Annotated in this window: 20 protein-coding genes; 9 read left to right on the top strand and 11 right to left on the bottom strand. The window is 65.9% G+C overall.

The features are described 5' to 3' along the window. Nucleotide 1: 1 nt before the first annotated feature. The 5 genes from ACZY0B_RS18950 to ACZY0B_RS18930 are packed head-to-tail and all read left to right on the top strand — an operon-like array spanning nt 2 to nt 4,918. A complete protein-coding gene (locus ACZY0B_RS18950) occupies nt 2–2,341 on the top strand; it encodes a CaiB/BaiF CoA-transferase family protein (protein ID WP_463765801.1) in 2,340 nt (779 codons plus the stop codon). A 1-nt stretch (nt 2,342) separates the two neighbouring features. Then, the gene (locus ACZY0B_RS18945; RefSeq protein ID WP_463765746.1) at nt 2,343–2,672 is read left to right on the top strand and encodes a hypothetical protein; all 330 of its coding nucleotides are present in this window, start codon (nt 2,343–2,345) and stop codon (nt 2,670–2,672) included. 12 nt (nt 2,673–2,684) lie between these two features. Then, nucleotides 2,685–3,845 (top strand): thiolase family protein, encoded by a 1,161-nt coding sequence (locus ACZY0B_RS18940; RefSeq protein WP_463765745.1) that lies wholly within the window; start codon nt 2,685–2,687, stop codon nt 3,843–3,845. Further along, the gene (locus tag ACZY0B_RS18935; protein ID WP_463765744.1) at nt 3,842–4,264 is read left to right on the top strand and encodes a Zn-ribbon domain-containing OB-fold protein; all 423 of its coding nucleotides are present in this window, start codon (nt 3,842–3,844) and stop codon (nt 4,262–4,264) included. The genes ACZY0B_RS18940 and ACZY0B_RS18935 overlap by 4 nt, the downstream gene beginning before the upstream one ends. A 6-nt stretch (nt 4,265–4,270) precedes the next feature. Continuing rightward, nucleotides 4,271–4,918, top strand: coding sequence for a PadR family transcriptional regulator (locus ACZY0B_RS18930; protein WP_463765743.1), 648 nt, complete (start codon nt 4,271–4,273; stop codon nt 4,916–4,918). Here the strand turns inward: ACZY0B_RS18930 and fadD1 are convergent. The 3 genes from fadD1 to ACZY0B_RS18915 form a co-directional block, all read right to left on the bottom strand. Further along, on the bottom strand, nt 4,863–6,509 hold the full coding sequence (gene fadD1, locus ACZY0B_RS18925) for a fatty-acid--CoA ligase FadD1 (protein ID WP_463765742.1): 1,647 nt from the start codon (nt 6,507–6,509) through the stop codon (nt 4,863–4,865). The two genes, ACZY0B_RS18930 and fadD1, sit on opposite strands and share 56 nt — an antisense overlap. A gap of 93 nt (nt 6,510–6,602) precedes the next feature. Next, nucleotides 6,603–7,370 carry an SDR family NAD(P)-dependent oxidoreductase gene (locus ACZY0B_RS18920; RefSeq protein ID WP_463765741.1) on the bottom strand — a complete coding sequence of 256 codons (768 nt, stop codon included), beginning with the start codon at nt 7,368–7,370 and terminating at the stop codon, nt 6,603–6,605. Between the two features lie 57 nt (nt 7,371–7,427). Beyond that, on the bottom strand, nt 7,428–8,258 hold the full coding sequence (locus ACZY0B_RS18915) for an alpha/beta fold hydrolase (protein WP_463765740.1): 831 nt from the start codon (nt 8,256–8,258) through the stop codon (nt 7,428–7,430). Between the two features lie 68 nt (nt 8,259–8,326). On the opposite strand from ACZY0B_RS18915, the gene ACZY0B_RS18910 reads away from it, so the two are divergent. Further along, nucleotides 8,327–8,932, top strand: coding sequence for a TetR/AcrR family transcriptional regulator (locus ACZY0B_RS18910; protein ID WP_463765739.1), 606 nt, complete (start codon nt 8,327–8,329; stop codon nt 8,930–8,932). Nucleotides 8,933–8,966: 34 nt separating this feature from the next. Here the strand turns inward: ACZY0B_RS18910 and ACZY0B_RS18905 are convergent, their stop codons facing one another. The 4 genes from ACZY0B_RS18905 to ACZY0B_RS18890 all read right to left on the bottom strand — a co-directional run bounded on the left by ACZY0B_RS18905 (nt 8,967) and on the right by ACZY0B_RS18890 (nt 12,268). Beyond that, nucleotides 8,967–9,266: a muconolactone Delta-isomerase family protein gene (locus ACZY0B_RS18905; protein ID WP_463765738.1), complete on the bottom strand. Its 300-nt coding sequence runs from the start codon at nt 9,264–9,266 to the stop codon at nt 8,967–8,969. Nucleotides 9,267–9,297: 31 nt separating this feature from the next. Next, a complete protein-coding gene (locus ACZY0B_RS18900; protein ID WP_463765737.1) occupies nt 9,298–9,930 on the bottom strand; it encodes a TetR/AcrR family transcriptional regulator in 633 nt (210 codons plus the stop codon). Nucleotides 9,931–9,954: 24 nt separating this feature from the next. Then, on the bottom strand, nt 9,955–11,244 hold the full coding sequence (locus tag ACZY0B_RS18895) for a lipase family protein (protein WP_463765736.1): 1,290 nt from the start codon (nt 11,242–11,244) through the stop codon (nt 9,955–9,957). Between the two features lie 79 nt (nt 11,245–11,323). After that, entirely contained in the window at nt 11,324–12,268 is a 945-nt protein-coding gene (locus ACZY0B_RS18890; RefSeq protein WP_463765735.1) for an extracellular catalytic domain type 1 short-chain-length polyhydroxyalkanoate depolymerase, read from the bottom strand. A gap of 76 nt (nt 12,269–12,344) precedes the next feature. Between ACZY0B_RS18890 and ACZY0B_RS18885 the strand changes: the two genes are divergently transcribed. Then, nucleotides 12,345–12,803 (top strand): MarR family winged helix-turn-helix transcriptional regulator, encoded by a 459-nt coding sequence (locus ACZY0B_RS18885; protein WP_463765734.1) that lies wholly within the window; start codon nt 12,345–12,347, stop codon nt 12,801–12,803. A 65-nt stretch (nt 12,804–12,868) separates the two neighbouring features. Continuing rightward, on the top strand, nt 12,869–13,729 hold the full coding sequence (locus tag ACZY0B_RS18880) for a pyridoxamine 5'-phosphate oxidase family protein (protein WP_463765733.1): 861 nt from the start codon (nt 12,869–12,871) through the stop codon (nt 13,727–13,729). An 18-nt stretch (nt 13,730–13,747) separates the two neighbouring features. Here ACZY0B_RS18880 and ACZY0B_RS18875 read toward each other — a convergent pair whose 3' ends face one another. After that, nucleotides 13,748–14,581, bottom strand: a complete 834-nt coding sequence (locus tag ACZY0B_RS18875) for a PaaX family transcriptional regulator C-terminal domain-containing protein (RefSeq protein ID WP_463765732.1) — start codon at nt 14,579–14,581, stop codon at nt 13,748–13,750. A 61-nt stretch (nt 14,582–14,642) separates the two neighbouring features. On the opposite strand from ACZY0B_RS18875, the gene ACZY0B_RS18870 reads away from it, so the two are divergent. Beyond that, nucleotides 14,643–15,821 carry an aromatic ring-hydroxylating oxygenase subunit alpha gene (locus tag ACZY0B_RS18870; RefSeq protein WP_463765731.1) on the top strand — a complete coding sequence of 393 codons (1,179 nt, stop codon included), beginning with the start codon at nt 14,643–14,645 and terminating at the stop codon, nt 15,819–15,821. A gap of 28 nt (nt 15,822–15,849) precedes the next feature. Here ACZY0B_RS18870 and ACZY0B_RS18865 read toward each other — a convergent pair whose 3' ends face one another. The 3 genes from ACZY0B_RS18865 to ACZY0B_RS18855 all read right to left on the bottom strand — a co-directional run bounded on the left by ACZY0B_RS18865 (nt 15,850) and on the right by ACZY0B_RS18855 (nt 20,577). After that, entirely contained in the window at nt 15,850–16,665 is an 816-nt protein-coding gene (locus tag ACZY0B_RS18865) for a polysaccharide deacetylase family protein (protein WP_463765730.1), read from the bottom strand. 215 nt (nt 16,666–16,880) lie between these two features. Further along, a complete protein-coding gene (locus ACZY0B_RS18860) occupies nt 16,881–18,263 on the bottom strand; it encodes an alpha/beta hydrolase (RefSeq protein WP_463765729.1) in 1,383 nt (460 codons plus the stop codon). A gap of 43 nt (nt 18,264–18,306) precedes the next feature. Then, entirely contained in the window at nt 18,307–20,577 is a 2,271-nt protein-coding gene (locus ACZY0B_RS18855; protein ID WP_463765728.1) for a heavy metal translocating P-type ATPase, read from the bottom strand. Nucleotides 20,578–20,882 lie beyond the last annotated feature (305 nt).

Here is a 20,882-nt window from a genome sequence, read left to right as displayed (position 1 = left end):
CGTGGCGCCCCGGGCACCGTTCGCGGACTGGCGTGTGCTGGAGCTGTCCAACGGGATCGCGGTGTCTTACTGCGCAAAGATGTTCGCCGATGCCGGTGCCGATGTAGTCAAGATCGAATCCCCGCAGGGTGATTCGCTGCGCGGCTGTTCAGCCGGAGGCCCACCCGGGGCATTGTTCGGGTACCTGGCGGCCGGCAAGAAATCGGTGGTCCGTCGCGACGATGCGGAGATCAGCGCGCTGTTGGCCGGCGCCGACATCGTGCTGGCCGACCTGACCGACGGCTGGACGCTCGACCACATCACCGCGTACACCAGTCCGTCCGCGGTGGTCGTCACCGTGACGCCGTTCGGCATGACGGGACCCTACGTCGACGACCAGGTGGCCGCCAACGAGTTCATCCTGCAAGCGTTGTGCGGCTCCATCTCCGGCCGGGGCTGGCCGGGCGACGAGCCGGTGCAGGCCGGCGGGCGGCTCGGGGAGTGGCTGGCGGCTTCGTTCGCCGCCCCGGTCGCCGCCGCCGCGGCCCGCCACGCCGCCCGGGGTGGCCGCGGCGAAATCATCGACGTCTCTACCTATGAGGCGATGGCGATTGCGATGGGCGGGCTTTCCGCCATGTCGGCCAGTGTCTTGGGTCCGGATTCCCTTCTGCACCAACGCAGTCTGGAACTGCCGTCGATCGTTCCCACGGCCGACGGCATGGTCGGCTTCTGCACCATCACCGCGCAGCAGTTCCAGGACTTCCTGATCATGATCGATCGCGCCGACATGGTCGACGACGCCGAGCTGGCATCGTTCGTCGGTCGAGTCGAGCGCCGCGAAGAATTCCTCGGCATGGTCACGCAGTGGACCCAGACCCGGACCACGCAGGAGATCGTCGACCTCGCGGTGGCGTTCCGTATTCCGGTGGCGCCCATCGGTGCGCCCACCACGCTGCCAACGGTCGACCACTTCGTACAACGGGGCGTGTTCGTCGAATCCGAGGCCGGGGTGCTGCAGCCTCGGGTGCCGTATCGCAGCGATGCCATCACGACGCGGCTCCCCGGACGGCCTCCGGTGCTGGGCGCTGACAACGGCGCAGTGCACTGGCCACCGCGGTCCGACCGGCCCAAACTTGCCGACCCCGACGCACTTCCGCTGTCCGACATCCGGATAGCCGACTTCACCGCATTTTGGGCCGGCCCGGTCGCCACCCAGTTCCTCGGTGCGCTGGGCGCCGACGTGATCAAGCTCGAGGGCGTTCGTCGTCCAGACGGTATGCGATTTTCCGCGGGCCGCCCGCCCGACTGGGATCAGTGGTGGGAGTGGGGCCCGGTCTTTCTGTGCAGCAACAACAACAAGCGCGGCATCAGTGTCGAACTCAGTACCGAAGCCGGCCGAGCGCTCGCGCTGGAGCTCATTGCCGCAAGCGATCTGGTCATCGAGAACTTCTCTCCGCGGGTGATGGAGAACTTCGGTCTGCACTGGGATGCCGTGCGCGCGGCCAATCCGCGTGCCGTGATGGTCCGGATGCCCGCGTTCGGTCTCGACGGCCCGTGGCGCGACCGTGTCGGCTTCGCCCAGACGATGGAGCAGGCGACCGGGATGGCATGGATGACCGGACATGCCGACGGGCCGCCGGTGATCCCGCGTGGGGTGTGCGATCCGATCGCAGGGTTACATTCCGCGTTCGCGGCCGTCGCGGCGCTGGTGATCCGCGACCGGGAGGGGGTCGGCATGCACGTCGAGTCCACGATGGTGGAGTCGGCGCTGAACGTGGCCGCCGAAATGCTGCTGGAGTACTCACGCAACGGAATTCAGATGCGCCGGGAGGGAAATCGGGGTCCCGGTGCGACTCCGCAGGGCCTGTACCGCTGCCAGGGCGACGACGAATGGGTCGCGCTGGCCGCGCTGACCGACGCCGCGCGCGAAAACTTGGCGGCGCTTGTCGGCAGGCCCGAACTCGGCGCCGACGAGCCCGGCTGGCGTGAGCGGGCCGACGAAAGCGACAAGCTGATCGCGGATTGGACCGCGCGGCGCCCGGTGACCGATGCGGTCCGCACCCTGCGCGCTGCGCAGGTGCCCGCCGCGCGCGTAACGGAGGCGGCCGCGCTGCTGAATGACCCGCAGCTGCTCGCCCGAGGATTCTGGGAAACCGTCGACCACCCCGTCGCGGGATCCTTCCTTTGTACCGGAATGCCTTTCATCTTTGTCGGGACGCCGAGGCGCTGGATTCGCCGCATGTCGCCGTTGTACGGGCAGCACACCAGCGAGGTGTTGACCGGCGTACTGGGGAAGAGCGAGGAAGATATGGCGGCGTTGCGGGCGGCGGGCGTAATCAGTGCCCGGCCGGCGGGTTTGTGACATGGCGATCACGCTGTGCGTGCCACCGCGAGCCGGCGAATTGTGCGCGCCGGTGCGGTTCCTGGTGCGCCAGGACTCCGTCGTGATGGAACTGACTGCGCGGCACCGGATTACCAGCGTCGAGTGGGACGAGCGAGAGCATGCGGTGGCAATGGTCGTGGAGATCACCGACCCGCAAACCGCACGGCCCGTGGACGTGCGCATCGACGTCGTCGATGCCGGCACGAAACCCGACGACGTGCGGACAACGATGATCGGCACCGTCGACCGCGACGGACGGCAATGCGATGTACTGGGCACCTATTTAGGGGTAGTAGCAGATGAAAACTGAAGAGCCGCAAGGGTGAGCGCCGCGAAGCGCACCGCGGCGATCGTCGGGGTGCACAACACCCGGCAGGGGCGGCGCCTGGACGGCGAAACGTCACGCGGCCTGGCAATCAAGGCGATTCTGGGCGCGCTCGACGATGCCGGCCTGACCCTCGACGATGTCGACGGCATCAGTGCGAGCCCACACTCGACCTCATTGATCTACGACCTGCGTATCGGCCCGGCCTGGCAGGGCCTGGCCTTCGGAGTCGGCATGATCACCGAGGCGGTCACCGCCATCGAGCATGGCATGGCCGACGTCGTGGTGCTGGTCGCCGCCCAGGCCGGCGAATACCGCGATCACCAGGCCACGGCGCCATGGACCAGGCCAGAGAACGAATTCGTCGCGCCGTGGGGAATGTTCACCACCGCCGAGTTCGCGCTCATCGCACGACGGCACATGCACGTCTACGGCACCACGCGCGAGCAGCTGTCCATCGTGGCGGCGACCATCCGCAACAACGGATCACAGAACCCGGAAGCCGTTTACTATCAACGCGGTCCGTTCACCCCGGACGACATCACCGCATCCCGGCCGATCGCCGACCCGTATCACCTGCTCGACTGCGCCACCACCTCCGAAGGCGGCTGCGCGCTGGTGGTGGCGAACATCGACAAAGTCGATGCGGCGCGCCGGCCGATATACGTGCTCGGCAGTGGCGCGGACTTTCACGGCCCGTCGTATCAGCACCCACCGGCCTGGGACCTCGCCGGCCGCCGCGACGATCACGTGAATGGCGTCGTCGGACGCCGCGCGGCCGAATGCGCGTTCCGCCACGCCGGAATTCGGCCCGACGACGTCGACGTGCTCGAACTCTACGATCCGTTTTCATTCGAAATCATCCGTCAGCTCGAGGCTTTCGGCTTCTGCGGTGACGGCGAGGGCGGGCCGTTCGTCGCGGACGGCCACATCGCCATTGACGGCAGCCATCCGATCACCACCGATGGAGGAACCATGTCCTTCAGCCATGCCGGTGCCAATCCGCAAATGATGCAGCGCGCCGTCCGGGCCGTCCAGCAATTGCGTGGTGAGGCGGGCGCGCTCCAGGTACCCGACGCGCATATCGCGTTCTGCAGCAACGGGGGAGCGGGCGCATTGTTCACCACGGTGTTGATCGTCGGAGATGAGCCGCGATGACTACCGAATCGTTGCGACCGCAGCCCGGTCCGCTGCCGCACGCGAGCAGTCACCTCAGCGTGCCGTTCTGGCAGGGATGTCAATCGGAGGAGCTGCGCTATCAGCGCTGCGATGGGTGCGGCCTGGCCAACTTCCCGCCGACCGAGCACTGCCGCCAATGCCTTTCGGCCGAACTGCGGTGGGCGACCAGCGGCGGTATCGGCGAGATCTACAGCTGGACAGTGGTTTACCGCCCCGTCACACCGGAGTTCGAACCGCCCTATGCGCCGGCGATCATCACGCTGGATGAGGGCTACCAGATGCTCACCAACGTCGTGGGCATGGCCCCCGCAGATCTGGCGATCGGCATGCGGGTGCGCGTGCACTTCCACGTGGTTGGCCCGGACCTGACGCTGCCCTACTTCACCAGTCAGAAATAGCGGGTCGTGAGTCCCCGGCGCACCACCAACGGCCTACCGGTAACGGCCTACCTGGTACTGGGTGTGCTGGCGGCCAACGACGAACAACTAACGGCCGGTGAGATCAAGATGCGCGCCGAGCTGAGCGTCGGCCACTTCTATTGGTCGCCGTCGGTCAGTCACGTGCGACGAGAGCTGAACAGGCTGCTGGCGCGGGGGATGGTCAGCGAAATCGGTACGCAATCGGGCAAGCGTGCGATCACGTTGTACGAGACCACGGACTCCGGGCTCGAGGCACTTCGCCGTTGGGTGCAACACTTTCCGGGCGACGATCAGGTCGTCATCAAGCACCCCGTCATTCTGCGTACCTGGCTCGCGCGGGGCGAGGATCCGGAACGGGTCGTCGACACGTTGGACCGCCATCTCGAGGCGACCCGGGCCCGGCTGGACGAGGCGCTGTGGTCGCGGCAGCGCTCCCGCGAGCTCGGCATCACCGACGACCCGGACCAGCGCTTCTCGTTTGCCGTCCTGGATTACACCATCCGTGGGTTGTACGCGGAGATCTCGAACATCGCGCAGCTGCGCGACGAGATCGCCAGTGGCACAAGCCGAGATCCCGTCAAGCGGGTGCCGCGGGCGAAGGGGCAGATCCGCCGTCGGACACCAAAGAACTAGCCGCGCTCCGGTAGGCCGTGCCACGTGGTTCGCGCACCCACAGGGTTTCGCCGTCGACTCCCCCCGTTTCGAAGGCCGTGCCTTGGGCGATCAACTGGCGCTTGAGCACCTTGTGCGTGGCGGTGCTGGGCAGGTCGGTGGCGATACGCACATAGCGTGGCCGCGCCTTGGGGGACAGGTCGGGCTGCGCACCGAGGAAGGCTTCGAACTCATCGGGGTCGAGGGTCTGGCCCTCGTTCAGCACGATGGCGGCCATCACCTGGTCGCCGACATGTTCGTCCGGGACGGCATACACCGCGACCCGGTTGATCACGCTGTGGCGCAGCAGGATTCGCTCGATGGGTGCCGCCGCCATGTTCTCGCCGTCCACCCGCATCCAGTCGGCGGTGCGGCCGGCGAGGTAGATCCATCCGTCGGCGTCGCGGTAGGCGAGGTCGCCGGACCAGTACATGCCGTGACGCATGCGCTCGGCGTTTGCCGCGGGGTCGTTGTAGTAGCCGGTGAAGAAGCCCGATCCGGTGGTGTTGACCAGCTCGCCGATGGCATCGTCGGCGTTGGTGAGCGCGCCGGTGGCGTCGAAGCGCGCCACCGCGCACTCGGTGATGGTGTCGCTGTTGTAGATCGCGATCCCGTCGATGCCTCTGCCGATCGAGCCTTTCGGGGTGCCTTCTTCGCGGATCACGATGACCGCGTTTTCCGTCGAGCCGAAGCCGTCCTCCACCTGGACGCGGAATCGGCGCCCGAATTCTTCGATGTCCTTGTCGTTGGCCTCGTTGCCGAATGCCACCCGCAGCGGGTTGTCGGCGTCGTCGCCGCGTTCGGGGGTGGCCAGGATGTAGGCAAGCGGCTTGCCGACGTAGTTCATGTACGTCGCGCCGTGGCGGCGGACATCGTCGAGGAAATTGGTTGCCGAGAACTTCGCCGGGACGATCGCGGCGCCGGAGACCACCGCGGGCGCCCATCCGGCGACCACGGCGTTGCTGTGGAACAGCGGCATGGACACGTAGCAGGTGTCCTGTTCGGAGAGGCCGAAGCGCTGGACCAGGTTGGTGCCGGCGAACATCGCCATCAGGTGCGAGACCTGAACGGCTTTGGGATTTCCGCTGGTTCCCGAGGTGAAGATCATCATGAACGCGTCCGTCGCGTTGACTTCCCGATGCGGAACCAGTTCGCCGCCAGCACCGAGGAATTCAGCCCACTGCGGTGTGGAGGTGTCGAGGATCTGTGTTCCCTCGAGGTCCAACCCATCCAATAGCGGGCGGTGCTCGGCGTCGGTGACCACGAACTGGCAGTCGGCCCGCCGGACGTCGGCGGCCAGCGCCTCACCGCGCCGGGTGTTGTTCAGGCCGCACAGCACATAGCCTCCCAGCCCTGCCGCCGCCATCTGGTTGAGCATCTCGGGCGTGTTGCCCAGCAGAGCGCCAACGTGCAGCGGTCGTTGCGGATCGGCCGCGCCGATCAGGGCCGCGGCCCGCGCGGTTGCCTGCTGAAGGTGCTGGCTCCAAGTCCATTGCAGATCATGGTGTTTCACGGCGATGTTGGTATCCGACACGCGCCGTCGCAGGAATGCCTGCATCGTGTCGTCAGTCATCGAGATTCACCTTCACTCTGCCCACCGCTACGAGACGAGACGGTCCGTCTTATCTTAGCGGGTTGCTCACGCCGCAATGGCTCCGGTGGTTCCCTACCCGCCCACCATCATCAGGCCGCCGTCCACGGCCAGCAGCTGGCCGGTGATGAAGCCCGACCCCGGGCCGGCCAGGAAAACCAGCATGGGCCCGACATCGCGCGCCGGATCTCCCAATGTCCCGCCGAGCGGAATCATCATTTTCATCTGCTGGTCGATGAGTGGCGCGGCCTCCGGTCCGAGGAAAGCTCGCAGCCGGTCGGCTCCCGCCGTCTGCACCGCGGGCGCCAGGGCGTTGACGGTGACGTTGTCGGCGGCCCAGGCTTTGGCGGCCGATCGCGTCCAGGCCTGCACCGCACCTTTGGTCGCGGCGTAGACAGCCGAAATCGGGCTGCCCATAACGGCTTCGGAGGACCCGAAGTTGATGATCTTGCCCCCCTTGGGATCTTGATCCTTCATGACGGTGTAGGCAGCCTGATTGGTCAGGATGGTCGCCTTGATGTTGGTGTCCAACAGGAACGAGATGTCGTCGGCGCCGATATAGCCCGGTATCCCGGCTTGCCACAGCCCCGCGGCGTTCACCAGGACATCCAGTCCGCCAAGCTGTTCGGCGGATTGCCCGACCATCGCCGAGACGGCGTCGGCGTCACGCACATCGCACTGTATCCAGGTGGCCGTAAGGCCATCTGGCGGCGGAGTCTGGTGATAGGTCGCGGCGACTTTGGCCCCAGCCGCGGTGAGCACTCCGACGGCGGCGGCACCGATACCGGTCGCTCCGCCGGTCACCAGGATTCGTCGGTCTTTGAGCGTGGGTAGGTCTGACATGGCCGAAACGCTATACGGCCAGCGCAGCCGCCACTACACCGCCTGGAGGGGAGCGCGCTAGGTGCGCACCGCGATCGTCGACAACAGGTCGGCGAGTCGCTCCGGCCGGTCCACCATCGAGAACGTCCGCGCGCCGTCGATGACTTCGAGGCGGGCGTTGGGGATCGTCGCGGCGAGACGCCGGCCGTCCTCCTGTGCAAAGAACACGTCGTCGGCCGACCAGGCGACGAGAGTGGGCTTGTCGATCTCGTGCAGGCGGGCGGCGACGCCGGTGGCGACCTCCGTACGCAGCGACAGGGTGAACTGGCGCAAGTCTTCTGCGATCGCCGCATCGCTCAATGCCGGGCGGACCCAGAGCTGGGTCAGGTGGTCAATGTTGCTGTGCGCCAGTCCATCGAAAGCACGCTTGCGCACCAACGGCACCCGCACCGCCTGGATGGCGGTCCGGAACAGCTGCTTCGTCTGGGCCGCCATGATGAGCGGTTTGAGGATCGGAGGCGGAAAATGTTCGAACGCATCGCAACTCGTGAGCACAAGCCCGCCCACGCGTTCGGGATAGTGCACGGCCACGAGTTGGGTCACCAAACCGCCGGTGTCGTTGCCCACCAGCACTACGTCCTCGAGGTCCAGCGCGGCAAGCACATCGGCCACCACGCGCGCCACTCCGTAGATGGTCTGGTCGGCACCGCGGCGCAGCGGTTGCGTGTGCGCGCCGAAGGGAAAGGTGGGGGCGATGCACCGCAGGCCCAAGCCGGCGAGGCGTTCGCCGACCTGACGCCACAGTTGCCCACCCATCATGTAGCCGTGTACGAACACGACTGGCCTGCCGTTTTCTGGTCCGGTTGCTTCGTAATGGATGGTTCCGGCGCTAATGTCGATCGTCGACATAGAGGACTCCTACTTCGAGAGATACATTTACAAACAGGCTGTCTGTTCGTAAGTTACCAACAGGTTGTATGGAAAGCAAGAGACGGACCCAGGAAGAGCGCTCCGCGGCGACCCGCGACGCGCTGATCTCCGCTGCCCGTCGGCTGTGGGGGGAACGGGGCTACGTGGAGGTGGGGACGCCGGAGATCGCCGCCGCCGCGGGCGTTACCCGCGGGGCCATGTATCACCAATTCGCCGATAAGGCAGCCCTATTCAGAGAAGTCGTCGAGGTCGTAGAGCAAGACGTGATGGCGCGGATGGCGACCTTGGTCGCCACATCGGGCGGCGCAACACCCGCGGATGCCATCCGCGCGGCCGTCGATGCCTGGCTCGAGGTGTCCGCTGATCCGGAGGTCCGTCAGCTGATTCTGCTCGACGCACCCAGCGTGCTGGGCTGGGCGGGATTCCGTGACGTCGCCCAGCGGTACAGCCTGGGGATGACCGAGCAGCTGCTCAGCGAGGCGATCAAGGCGGGCCAGCTGGCGCGGCAACCGGTGCGGCCGCTGGCGCATGTGCTGATCGGCGCGCTCGACGAGGCGGCGATGGCGATCGCGACCTCCGAAGACCCGAAGCGTGCTCGCCGCGAGACTCGCCAGGTACTGCATCGGCTGATCGATGGAATGATCGCCACCTAGATCGCGTCGGAATCCCGCTGCAGGGTAACGGAAATCAGTGCTCAGCGCTGCCCGGATCGTTGGGGTGTGGCGTCAGCGGAGTCACCCCGACCGTCATCCACTTGTGCAGCGGCATCGTTGCCAGGATCGATTGAAGTTCGGTTTCATCGGCGGCTCGAAAGAGGCCCCAGGTACGCCATACTCCGGGTTCGGCAGGCGGCTTCCACAGTCGCAGTAAGTTTCCCTGCCGGGCCAACTCGGCGGCCCGCTGCTTTTCAGCGGCTCTGGTGGCCTCCACCTCGCTGTCGGGAGTGCCCTGCGGAACGTTGGTGACCAGATCAGTGAGGAATTCCACGCGTTGATCATCCGCCCCGCGGTCGAAAATTTCAGTCGCTGCGAACCCGAGCGACTCCGGCGATGACGCCCTGGATGAGTCGGTCGAGGTGTTCGGCGCTCGCGACAACAGGCTGACCCGCAACGAACGTCATCATCACCCCATTGATGAATGTCAGGGTGGCCAGCGCCTGATCCTCGATCAACGCCGAATCCGGTTCGCTTTCCACGGGATGCCATTGAGTGACAACCTCGCGGGCCAACGTGTAGAGCCGGTCGGAAGATTCGTTGAGCCTCGTTGCCAATTCGGGGTCGCGGCTGGCGAGCAACATGAGCTCATAGCGTGCCCTGGCGCGGGTCAGCCAGGGCTCGGTGTTCACGTACATGACAATCCGGGCCAGCCCCGCGGTGCCGGCGAAATGCGTCGACTGCGAGCCGGCGAGCTCGGTCATCAGCGAGAAGTCGGCGACATCGAGGTCGGTCAGCCGCGTGGCCACAGCTTGCAGCAGCGCTTTTCGGGTCCTGAAGTAGAACGACGTGCTGCCCGCGGGCACATCGGCGCGCTCGTCGACTTTGGGATGGCTCACGCCGTGGACACCGTCGCTGCCCAGCAGTTCGATCGCGGCGTCGGTGAGCTGTCGACGCCGCTCGGGTGCGTTGTGCTTCCTGCGTGCACTGGTCGTCATGGCGACCCCGATTTTATGAGCGATTTAGAACTGACCACAGTTTGGCGCGGTGGGCTCGCCGTTGAAGCGGGCAGCGATCCATTGCATGGCCGGTTCACCGTCGACGAGCATCACCAGGCCATGATTGATGATCAGCTTGTTGAGGAACGGTGGCTCCTCGTTGGTGCGGAATTCCACGTCGGCGCCCTGGGCGCACCAGTCGCGACCGAGCTGATTGGCCGCGGTCCAGGGCACCAGGGGGTCGTAGCGGTTGCTGTTGATCAGCACCGGCGTGGTGGGTTTGTAGCGTCCGAGCTTCTGCGCTTCGAACAGGGTGTTGAACGGTTCTTCGTTGACCAATTGATAGATGTCTTCGGTGAAGTAGGGCTGCAGATGGCGAAACATGAAATCCAGCAGGGTCTGACCTACGCACTGGCGCGACGCCGATTCGAGCATCGCCAGCCCGCGGGGTGTCATCTTGGAGCGGATGATGTCGGCGAACTCCGGGTATTCGGCCATGACACCGTTGAGGGCATAGCCGACGACGCCGACCAGGACGCTGCCGTCGGCGTAGGGCAGCAGTTCCTTCAGGTTGGCTGGAGGCGCGCCCGCGTAGGTGCCGACGATGTGCAGCTCCGGGGCATACGACGGAGCGAGTTCGGCCGCCGACGCGGTCGCTCCGCCTCCTTGCGAGTAGCCCCAAAATGCCACGGGCCCTTGCGGATCCAATGACGTCCCGGGCAGGCGCATTGCCGCGCGGGCGGCATCGAGCACGGCCTGCCCCTCCGCGACGCGGCCCACATAGGTGTGCATGGACGCGGTGCCCAGGCCCTCGTAGTCGGTCATCACGATGGCGAAGCCGCGGGCAACCATCGTGGCGACGAACAGTTCCTCGTAGTTGAACATGATGTCCCAGCCGCCCGAATAGTGGATGCCCTGGTTGAACATTCGCGACGGAGCACACTGATTGCCTTGACCCTGCGTTCCGGGCGCATAACTGATCAAGGGCCGCGGTCCCTTGCCCGGCCACGCGTTGTAAGGCTCGAAGTAGGTACCGGTGACGGCGATCGGCCGACCGCGAGTATCGGTGCTGCGGTACATGATTCGGGTACCGGTGGCCATGATCGCGCCCAGCTGGCCGGACGGCTCCAGCACCAGCCGCGACGGTTCGGTGCGGATCAGGTCGCCAGGCTGGCCGGGCGGCAGCGGATCCGGCGCGGTGTAGAACTCGGCATACTGCGGCTCGTCACCGCCGTCCGCGTGCGCGTGACCGGAGCCGATCAGCGCCGAACCGAGCACAACCAGGATTGCGAAGATTCCCCCACACCGGCGCATCACGAAAAGGTAACAATGGACCACCCGCCAGTGGAAGAGAAATCTCTAAAATTTTAGAGATTAGTTCCCGGTGACCGCTTCAGCGATGACTCTGGGTGAAGAATTGCCAGATCGTGGCGGTGGCGTCGAGCGCGGTGGACGGAGCCGGAATGCCGGCGACCCGTTCCGCGAGTGGACTCGGCTCGCCGCCCGGCCATTGGTGTCCGGCCCCGGCCACCGAGATCAACTCGACGGTTCGCCCGTCGGCACATCCGGCCGTCTGCGTCGTCACGTCCCCGGACGTTGTCGACGTCGGCGAGCCGCACGCGTCGATCTCACGCCAGGTCGCATTGACCGCTTCCGCCGAGGGGCCGTCCACGCGTGGATTTCCGTTGCCGGCGAAGGCTTTACCGGGACCGCCGTCATAGGGGACCCGGTCGTCGGCCGTGCCGTGGATCTGCAGAACGGAGGTCGGGCGCGCCCCGGCGCAGCCCGTCAGCAGGGTGCCCGCGACGGGAGCGATCGCGGCGAAGGTATCGGTTTGGCACCCCAGGCGAAGCGCCATCATCGCCCCGTTCGACATGCCGGTGACGTAGACGCGGGCGTGATCGACGGGGATCTCCTGCTCTATGGCGCCGACCATGGAGGTGATGAATCCGACGTCGTCGACGTTGTCGCGCTGGGGTTCGCCGCAGCATGTACCGGCATTCCAGGCGCGATTGAGACCGTCGGGGTAGGCGACCAGGAAGCGGCCACTGTCGGCCGCACCGTCCCAGTGATAGGAACGCTCGGCCTGAGCACCGTTGCCGAACCCGCCGTGCAGCATCACTACCAGCGGGATCGCATCGGTCAGTCCCTGCGGCCGGTACAGATGAAAAGTTCTGCTGGCCCCGCCCGCCTCGATGGTCTGGGTGGATTGCCCGACCGGGATCGATTGAGAACCCGGCGTTCCCAACGCATGTCCGCCGCCCAGGCATCCGCCTAGTACGACAACCAGAGTCCCGAGAACGCACACGCTCAGCGCACGGATGTGGCCGGATCGCATGACGCCATCGTGGCAGCCCCCACGGCATTTGACAAGTAGCTTGTCAATCTCGACCCGGATGGCACACTTTGTGTTCATGCGACGTGTTGTGGATGCCGACTGGAAACCCACCGTGCCGGCGCTGGTGAATTTGGTTGCCGCATCGGGGGCGCCCCGCTTGAGAGCGGCATTCGCCGCAGCCGGACTGGACGGGATCCGCCCCGCGCAAGCGGTTGCCCTGGTACCTCTGGCCGTTGGCGGACTCCATGCTTCGGATTTGGCCGATCGGCTCCGGGTGAGTCGGCAGGCGGTGGCCCAGGCGGTGGTGGCCCTGGAGCGGCATGGATACGTCACGCGAGTGCCCGACCCTGTCGACGCCCGTGCCCGCATCATCCAGCTGACACCACGCGGTCAGCAGGCGCTGGGGGTAATGCGTTCGAACGCAATCGATTTGGAGAAGCGATGGCAACGGTTGCTGGGTAAGCAGCGACTGGGAGAGTTTCGCGAGACCTTGGAGATGTTGCTGTCGGTGGAATCCGCGGAATCCGGTGCCTGACGTCAACAAGCGACATCACCGGCGTACTTTCGAATCGAGGTGCGTCTAACGAGAAGGCGGCGGTTGTGATCACCCGTGATGTCGACGTGAGAGCCGTAGCCGATTTGGCACTGGCACCGCCACGCGCGGCGCTGGCCGCCGTCGTGGACGACGAGATCGTCTTGCTACCGGTGGATGTAGCCCTCGAAGAACCTGCCGATCCCCCATCGTCGGCGCGCATCGTCAAGCTGCCACGGCGTAGCCCGGATCTGGCAGGCCGCAATGTCGTGGTGATCGCCGACGACGGTCCGCAGTGGTTTCGCTTGCGTTCCTTGACTGTTAGAGGGACGGCTACGGAGATAGGCGAATGCTCTTATCGGGTGGTGCCCAGCCGCATAGTGGCCTGGGACTACGGTTCACTGCGCGAGACACCGGCACCGACGGTGGCCCGAGATCCGTTAGCCGCGTCGTTTTCGGCCGCCGACGAAGAGGGTGACGCTTCGTGTCTACAGTCTCCGAACCTCACAACGGCGATGGAAAAGTCGCGAATCATGATTCTGGCCAGCCGTTCACTCAAGGGCACGCCATTCGCGGTACCGCTGTGGTTCGTGCCTCACCATGGCCGCTTGTATGCGACGACGTCAGCGTCGTCCTGGACAGTGCGTAACGTGACTGCTACTTCACAGGTGGCCCTACTGCTCGGCGGAGAGGGCCGGTCCGACCAGAGCCGGCTTGTCGTGCGCGGCGTTGCCCGAGCAGAATCAGGCGTACCACCGCCGGCGGTGCTCGCTCGAATCGCGTTGCGCTACTACCTCCAACCACATTTCGCTGCGGTCGAACTGAGTCACATACGGCTATGGGCGCTGCGGACGCGGTACTACGGCCAGTCGCAACCGGCATACCTCGTGATCACGCCCCAGACGGTGAGAGAATGTCGGGTGCCGTAGCTCGTGCGACCGCAAATCTCATTGTCCCACAACAGAACTGGAGACAGGTCTTAGCACTGTCTTGATTCGTCGTTTGAATGCCTCGTCGAAACGGTGATAGGTATTGCGCAGCGTGTGTCCCGGCCAACGGTCGCCAATGAGCTCAACGGGTAGCAGCGGGTCGCGCTGCAGATGCTGAACGACGGCGATCGATAGTGCGAACTCGTAGGTGAAGGTTTCGGGCGAATCGTCGCGTTTGCCGGTCTTGAGCGCAACATCCATCGCCTCGATGAGCGTCCTGGCATCGTCTTCCCACGGATCGAGCGAAAAGAGCAACCGCATCTTGTCGGCGCAGATGTCGGTCGCCGCCCCGTGGAAGTGGGTGCACTGCTGGTCCAGCACTGCCCGCGATGTCGGAAGCCGTTGCGGGTCAAGGTTGTCCGGACGTATCCACACGCCTTCCCGAAGCTCCGCGAGGTGCAGGGCCGTCGCTGCTTTCCTCAGCTCGAGGCGATCGGCTGCAGACCGACGATCCAGGGAGACGATCGCCAGTTCCCATGTCCGGTCCCATCCGGAGAGGGGCACGTCGTCGATCCGGGAGGCGTCGTCGACACGCTGGCGGCGTTCCAACAAGTGCCCGGCGAGTGTGTAGCAGCCGTCATCGCCGGTGAGTTCGCCATTGGAGACCATCCGCCATAGGCAGGTGCGGGCCGCGCCGGGGCTGATGCCGAATTGGGAGGCGACCGCGATCAGCTCCGCGACCGTGAGGCGGGGTTGGTCGGCGCCCAACAGAGCGGTGGCGAGCACCGAGCGCGCGCTGAGCGGTCGGTTGCCGATCAGGTCGCTCACGCCGGGTTGAGGTAGGGCGGGCACGGGTGACAACGGTATCACCAAATCATTGACGCGTGATTCCCATAGTGTGATACTGGCACGCATGGGTTCCCCGACGAAGTCGTTGGTGGCTGATGATGTGGAGATTGTCCGGCGCATCCTCGCCCATATCGACGCCGGCACCACCGATGAGGGTGTGGCTTGGCGTGAGCCCGTCGAAAACTATGTGAACCCAGGTCGGTTCGCCGAGGAACTCCGGTTGCTGCGCACGATGCCGAGCGTTTTCGTTCCCTCGGCTGCTATTCCGAACCCCGGCGACCACGTCGAACGAACCGCTTTCGGGGTGCCACTATTCGCGGTGCGGGGGCGCGATCGACGGGCGCGCGTGTTCCGCAACGCTTGCCGGCATCGCGGCTTTGCCCTTGTCGAGGACGCCGGGTGCTCGCAGGCGCTGGTGTGCCGCTACCACGGCTGGACGTATCGGCTGGACGGTTCGCTCGCGCATGTGCCGCACGCCGACGCATTCCCCGACCTGGACATGTCGGCCCGCGGTCTGGTCGAGGTCACCAGCCACGAGGTGGACGGATTCGTCGTCATCGCTGCACTCGACCCGGTGGGTCCGCAAGACCGTGCCGATGACGCGATGGGCTGGCTGACCGATGGGACCCCGTGGCGGGACAAGCTCGTGCCGGCGGAGCGGCTCGTGTATGTGGATTGCACCTTGCGAGCGATGAACTGGAAGGTGCTCGTCGAGCAATTCCTGGAGGGCTATCACATCCGCTCGACTCACAAGGACACGTTCTACCCTGTTCAGTACGACGACCTCAACGTGGTCGAGGCGTTCGGACCGAATAGCCGAATCACCTTCCCGTACCAGAATATTGAGCGGCTCCGCGACCGTCCGGAGACATCCTGGACCATCGGTGCGCGGGTGACCTATCTGTATCAGCTGTTCCCCAACGTGATGATCGCGACGTTCCCTGATGTGGTGAGTGTGGTTGTGGTCGATCCGGTCGACGTCGACCACACCACGATGACCACCTATTCGATGGTCAGGCCCGAAGTCGCCGCCCGGCTATCGCCGGACGGCGGACCGACGGACCCGGTAGGTCAGGGCAGCTTCATCGCGCTCGGCCTGGTGGAGGACAACGAGATGTCGGCAGGTGTACAACGCGGGCTGCACGCGGGCGCCAACGAGTTCGTGGAGTTCGGACGGCACGAGAGCGCGATCGGGCACTTCCATGCCACCCTTGATGAGCGACTGGCTCAATTGGCCACCTAGTGGGCAGGCGCGACCAATTTTGTTGCCGCTAAGGCGTTCTGAGGAACACGTCGTTGAGTGTGACGGTGCGAAGGTTCCGCTCTTTGATGGTGTCGATGAGTTGCGGATAGACGTGCGTGACGGGCAGGTGATTGAGGTGACCGATCACGATGGACTGCGGGGTGAAGTACTCGTCGATCATCTTGAGGATGTATTCCTCGGTGATCAACGTCGAGTCCGACAACGAACCCGACCATAGGGTGGGAACGGTGTAACCGAGGTCAGCCGCCACCGCGTCGACGGTGGCGTTGCGCTTGGCATAGGGCGGCCGGTAATACGGTTTCGCGCCGACGCCGTAGGTCGTCTTCAGAAACTCGTCGTTGCGCTTGAGCTCTTCTTCGACCTTGCTCTGCGGCACCGTCGTCAAATCCGGGTGCGACCAGGTGTGGTTGCCGAGCTGGATCTGCCCGGACTCCACCAGCGGCCGGAGCAGGTCCAGATTGTCGGTCCACGAGTTGTAGATGCCGTTGACGAAAAACGTCATCCGCGCGCCGGTGTCCTTGGCGAGCTGCGTGTAGGCGCGCACGACGTCGCTGTTGACCCCGTCGTCGAGGGTCAGCGCGAGCAGGTCGCCGTCGCCGGGGATCTTCATCAGTGCCCCACCACCCGGGAGCGGGATGCGAGCACTCAGCGGCGGGGGCGGCAACAATCCGGCCGGCGAAGGCGCGGCCGGGCCCGAGGTTGCCGGCGAATCCAGGGGTGCCTGGGCAAATGTGCGCGGTTGCGGGTCAACGATCAGGCGTGCCGCGCCCACAGCGGCAACCGTGGCCGCGGCCAGCGAGCCGAGAAAACGACGGCGCTTCATCTCCTCCACGGCACGGCCCCGTTTGCGGTGCGGTGGCCGAGAGGCGAGCCCGCGTACGGGTCTCCTACCCTGCCGAACTTCGCATCCACAGCAGCGAACCGTACCACCACCAGCCCCAATATGTCGGTTTCGTTACAGGAGGGTCAGCTGTGAATTCTCCACGAAAATGGCCTGGAGCTGCGCAGGTCACGATACGGTCACGGCGCGCTATCGGATCAGTGCGGTTCCCCGCTGCCCTGCTGCGGTAGCTGCACCGGCTCGACTTCCGGGGTCCCCAGCGTCGAGGCGAGCCAGGGCAATGATGCGTCGAACGCCTGGGCGGCGAATGGCCAGTCGTGTTTGCCCGGCTGGGTCACCACCGCGCAGCCGATCCCGTTGGCCCCGGCGATGGCGCACAGGGCGTTGGCGGCAGCGTCTTGGCCCTCGGGGTTGGCCGCGGTGGTACTGCCGAGGGTGGGATTGGCCGCTTGCGCGACGCTGTGTGCGCCAGGCGGCGTCGGGATGTCGAACCATCCCGACAACCCGGTGTAGCGGCCGTGCCGAGTCATCACGGTGAGCGGGTCGTACTCCACCCACGCGGCCGTGTTGCCGCCGAACAACTGCGCGATGGTGTGTTCCTTGCTGCCGATGTTGGGCCGGAAGTCGCCGGCGATGTCCACGAACGCGCTGAACAACTCCGGATGCATGACGGCCAGGGTGACGGCGCAGGTACCACCCATCGACCATCCGGCGACCCCCCAATTCACCCGGTCCGCGCTGACCCCGAAGTTCGAGACCATGAACGGCATCACATCTTTGGTCAAGTGATCGGCGGCGTTGCCGCGGCTCCCATTGACACACTCGGTGTCGTTGTCGAACGAGCCGGTGGCGTCGACAAACACGAACACCGGGGCGAAACCGTGATGGCGGGCCGCGAAGCCGTCGATGGCGGTGAAGGCGCCGCCGGGCCCTAGCCAGTCGGAAGGGAGGTTGAACGCCGAGCCGATCATCATGACCGTCGGCAGGCGGGGCGGCGGGTTGGTGTTGAACCAGGCCGGGGGCAGGTAGACGAGTTCCTGACGGTGCGGAAAGTGGGAGGCGTCGGAGTCGATGTTCACCGGCACCACGACGCCCTTGTCCGGCTTGGTCCCGGCGACCTGCATTGCGGTGACGCGCAACCGGTCGATCTGATCGGGCAGCGGCTCGGACGTCAGCTGATTCCACGCGGCGAGCACGGTGGGGAAATAGCCGACCCAGAGATTCAAGGACATGCTCGCGCACAACGCGCACAGCGGGACGGAAAGAAACGCGAGCCCCCGACGCCACCAGCGGGCGCCTTTCCACCCCAGGACCAGCACCGCGGCGGTCAATCCGCTCATCGCGATCCACAGCCACAAGGATTTCGGTGCCGGGTCCCCGGCCACCCCGAGCGAGGCGATGTACCAATACGCCAGCGCGGTCACCGCGGCCGCGGCGATCAGCGCCACCGGCAACGCGCGCTTGAACCAGTTCGGCCGGCGCCAATCGATCACGATCAGTGCGACGAGCAATGCGAGTGCTTGCGTGGCTGGTGGCAACCAGCCGTGCAGCAAGGACAGTTGTCCGAGGAATTGGGGCAAACGTCGAGACCTTAAAGCTATGGAACCCGGTAGGCCAGACCAACTATCCCATATTGCCCGACGGGATCGTGCTCGCGAAGGACCGCAGGCGCAGGCTGTTACCGACAACGAAGACGCTGGAAAAGGCCATCGCGGCGCCCGCGAGCATCGGATTGAGCAGGCCGAGCGCGGCGAGCGGGATCGCGGCGACGTTGTAGCCGAAGGCCCAGAAAAGGTTCGTCTTGATCGTGGCCAGCGTTTTACGGGAAAGCCTGATCGCGTCGACGGCGGCGCGCAGGTCGCCGCGGACCAGTGTCAGGTCGGCGGCTTCGATCGCCACGTCCGTGCCGGTGCCCATCGCGAGGCCCAGATCGGCGGTGGCCAGGGCGGCGGCGTCGTTGACCCCGTCGCCGACCATCGCGACGACCTTGCCGTCGGACTGTAAGCGCTGAACCACCGCGACCTTGTCGGCGGGCATGACCTCGGCGATGACGTGGGCGATTCTCAGCTCGCCGGCGATGCGGTCCGCCACGATCTCGTTGTCACCGGTCAGCAGGACCGGCGTCAGCCCGAGCCGCTTGAACTGCCGGACGGCCTCGGCGCTGGTCGGCTTCACGGTGTCGGCGATCACCAGGACCCCGCGGGCGCTGCCGTCCCAGCCCACGGCGACGGCGGTCTTGCCTTCGCTCTCGGCGCGAACCTTGGCCGCCGACAGCGCAGGGTCCAGGTGCTGGGACCAATCGGCCAGCAGGCTCTCGCGGCCGACGACGACGGCATGTCCGTCGACGATGCCTTGCACGCCTTTGCCTGCAACGTTCGTGAAGCCTTCGGGCGCCGGCAGGGAACCGAATTCCGCCTTGGCGGCCTTGGCGATCGCCTGCGCGACAGGGTGTTCGGAGGCGCCCTCGAGCGCTCCGGCGTAACGCAGCAGCGTGGCACGGTCCGCATCGGGAGCAGTGATGACGTCGACGAGCGTCATTTTGCCGGTGGTCACGGTGCCGGTCTTGTCGAGCACGATCGTGTCGACCTTGCGGGTGGACTCCAGCACCTCGGGCCCCTTGATCAGCACGCCGAGCTGGGCCGCCCGACCCGTGCCGACCAGGAGTGCGGTCGGAGTGGCCAGCCCCAGTGCGCACGGGCAGGCGATGATCAGCACCGCGACCGCGGCCGTGAACGCCGCCGCGACCGGAAATCCGGCGGCGAGCCACGCCACGAGGGTGGCCACGGCAATCACGATCACGACGGGAACGAACACTCCCGAGACGCGGTCCGCGAGCCGCTGCACGTTGGCCTTGCCCGATTGGGCGGCCTCCACCAGCTTGGCCATCTGCGCCAGCTGGGTGTCGCCGCCGACCCGGGTGGCCCGAACGACTAGACGACCGCCGGCGTTGACCGTGGCGCCGGTGACGGTATCGCCTTCGCCGACTTCGATCGGGACGCTCTCGCCGGTCAGCATCGAGGCGTCTACGGCCGACGAGCCGGCGATGACGATCCCGTCGGTCGCGATCTTCTCGCCGGGACGCACGACGAAATCGTCGCCGACTTTGAGGCGCTCGATCGGGATGCGGGTCTCGATGCCTTGAATATCGGGCCGCAGCACCGCGACCTCCTTGGCGCCGAGCTCCATCAGAGCGCGCAACGCAGCACCCGCGCGCCGCTTGGCGCGCTTCTCGAAGTAGCGGCCGGCAAGGACGAACAGGGTCACACCGGCGGCGACTTCGAGGTAGATGTTGCCGGCACCGTCGCTGGGCGCAGTGGTCCGTTCTAAGGTCAGCGTGAAGCCGTGGTGCAGATGCGGTTGGCCGGCCGTCCCAAAGAACAGCGCATACAGCGACCACAAGAACGCCGACAGGGTGCCGATCGACACCAGCGTGTCCATCGTTGCGGCGCGGTGCTTGAGGTTGGCCCACGCGGCGGCATGGAACGGCTGGCCCGCCCACACCACCACCGGCGCGGCCAAGGCCAGCGACGCCCACTGCCAGTAGCGGAATTGCAGGGCGGGGATCATCGCCATCGCGATCACCGGGGTGGCCAGCACCGTCGAGGTGATCAGGCGACGACGCAGCGATGCCAGCTCGGGGTCTTCGGCCTGCGCGCCGGGTTTCTCGTGCTGTTGCGGCAGAACGGCGGTGTAGCCGGCCTTTTCGACCTCGGTGACCAGCGACTGCGGGTCGTATCCCGCCGGGACGGTGACACTGGCCCGTTCCATCGCGAAATTCACGGTCGCTGTCACGCCGTCGAGTTTGTTCAGCGCCTTCTCCAGGCGGGCCGCGCAGGAGGCACACGTCATCCCGGCGATGTCCAGCTCCAGGCTGCTGAGCGCGCTCGTGGTCATGACATCCCTTCCATATACCCCCAGGGGGTAATCAAGCTCTGAGTCATTTATACACCCCTTGGGGGTATGCACATCAAGGCCGCGTCATCGCCATGATGTGAGCACGATTGTGCCTGGTCGGCGAGCGGGGCTGTGTACCGGGCGTCCGGCGCTCTATTGCCGTAGGCGACGTGTTGCGGGTCGCTGCCGAGTGCCGCGCGCTTCGTGCCCTCGCCGGTGTGGGATCCGAACATTCCGGAGCCGCAGGACTAGGCGGGGCTACGCTGCCGGGTAGGCGGAAGGAGAAGGTCATGACTGTCGTCATT

The sequence above is a fragment of the Mycobacterium sp. IDUB_19 genome (genome assembly GCF_055419445.1).
This window is presented reverse-complemented; position numbering and strand designations above follow the sequence as displayed.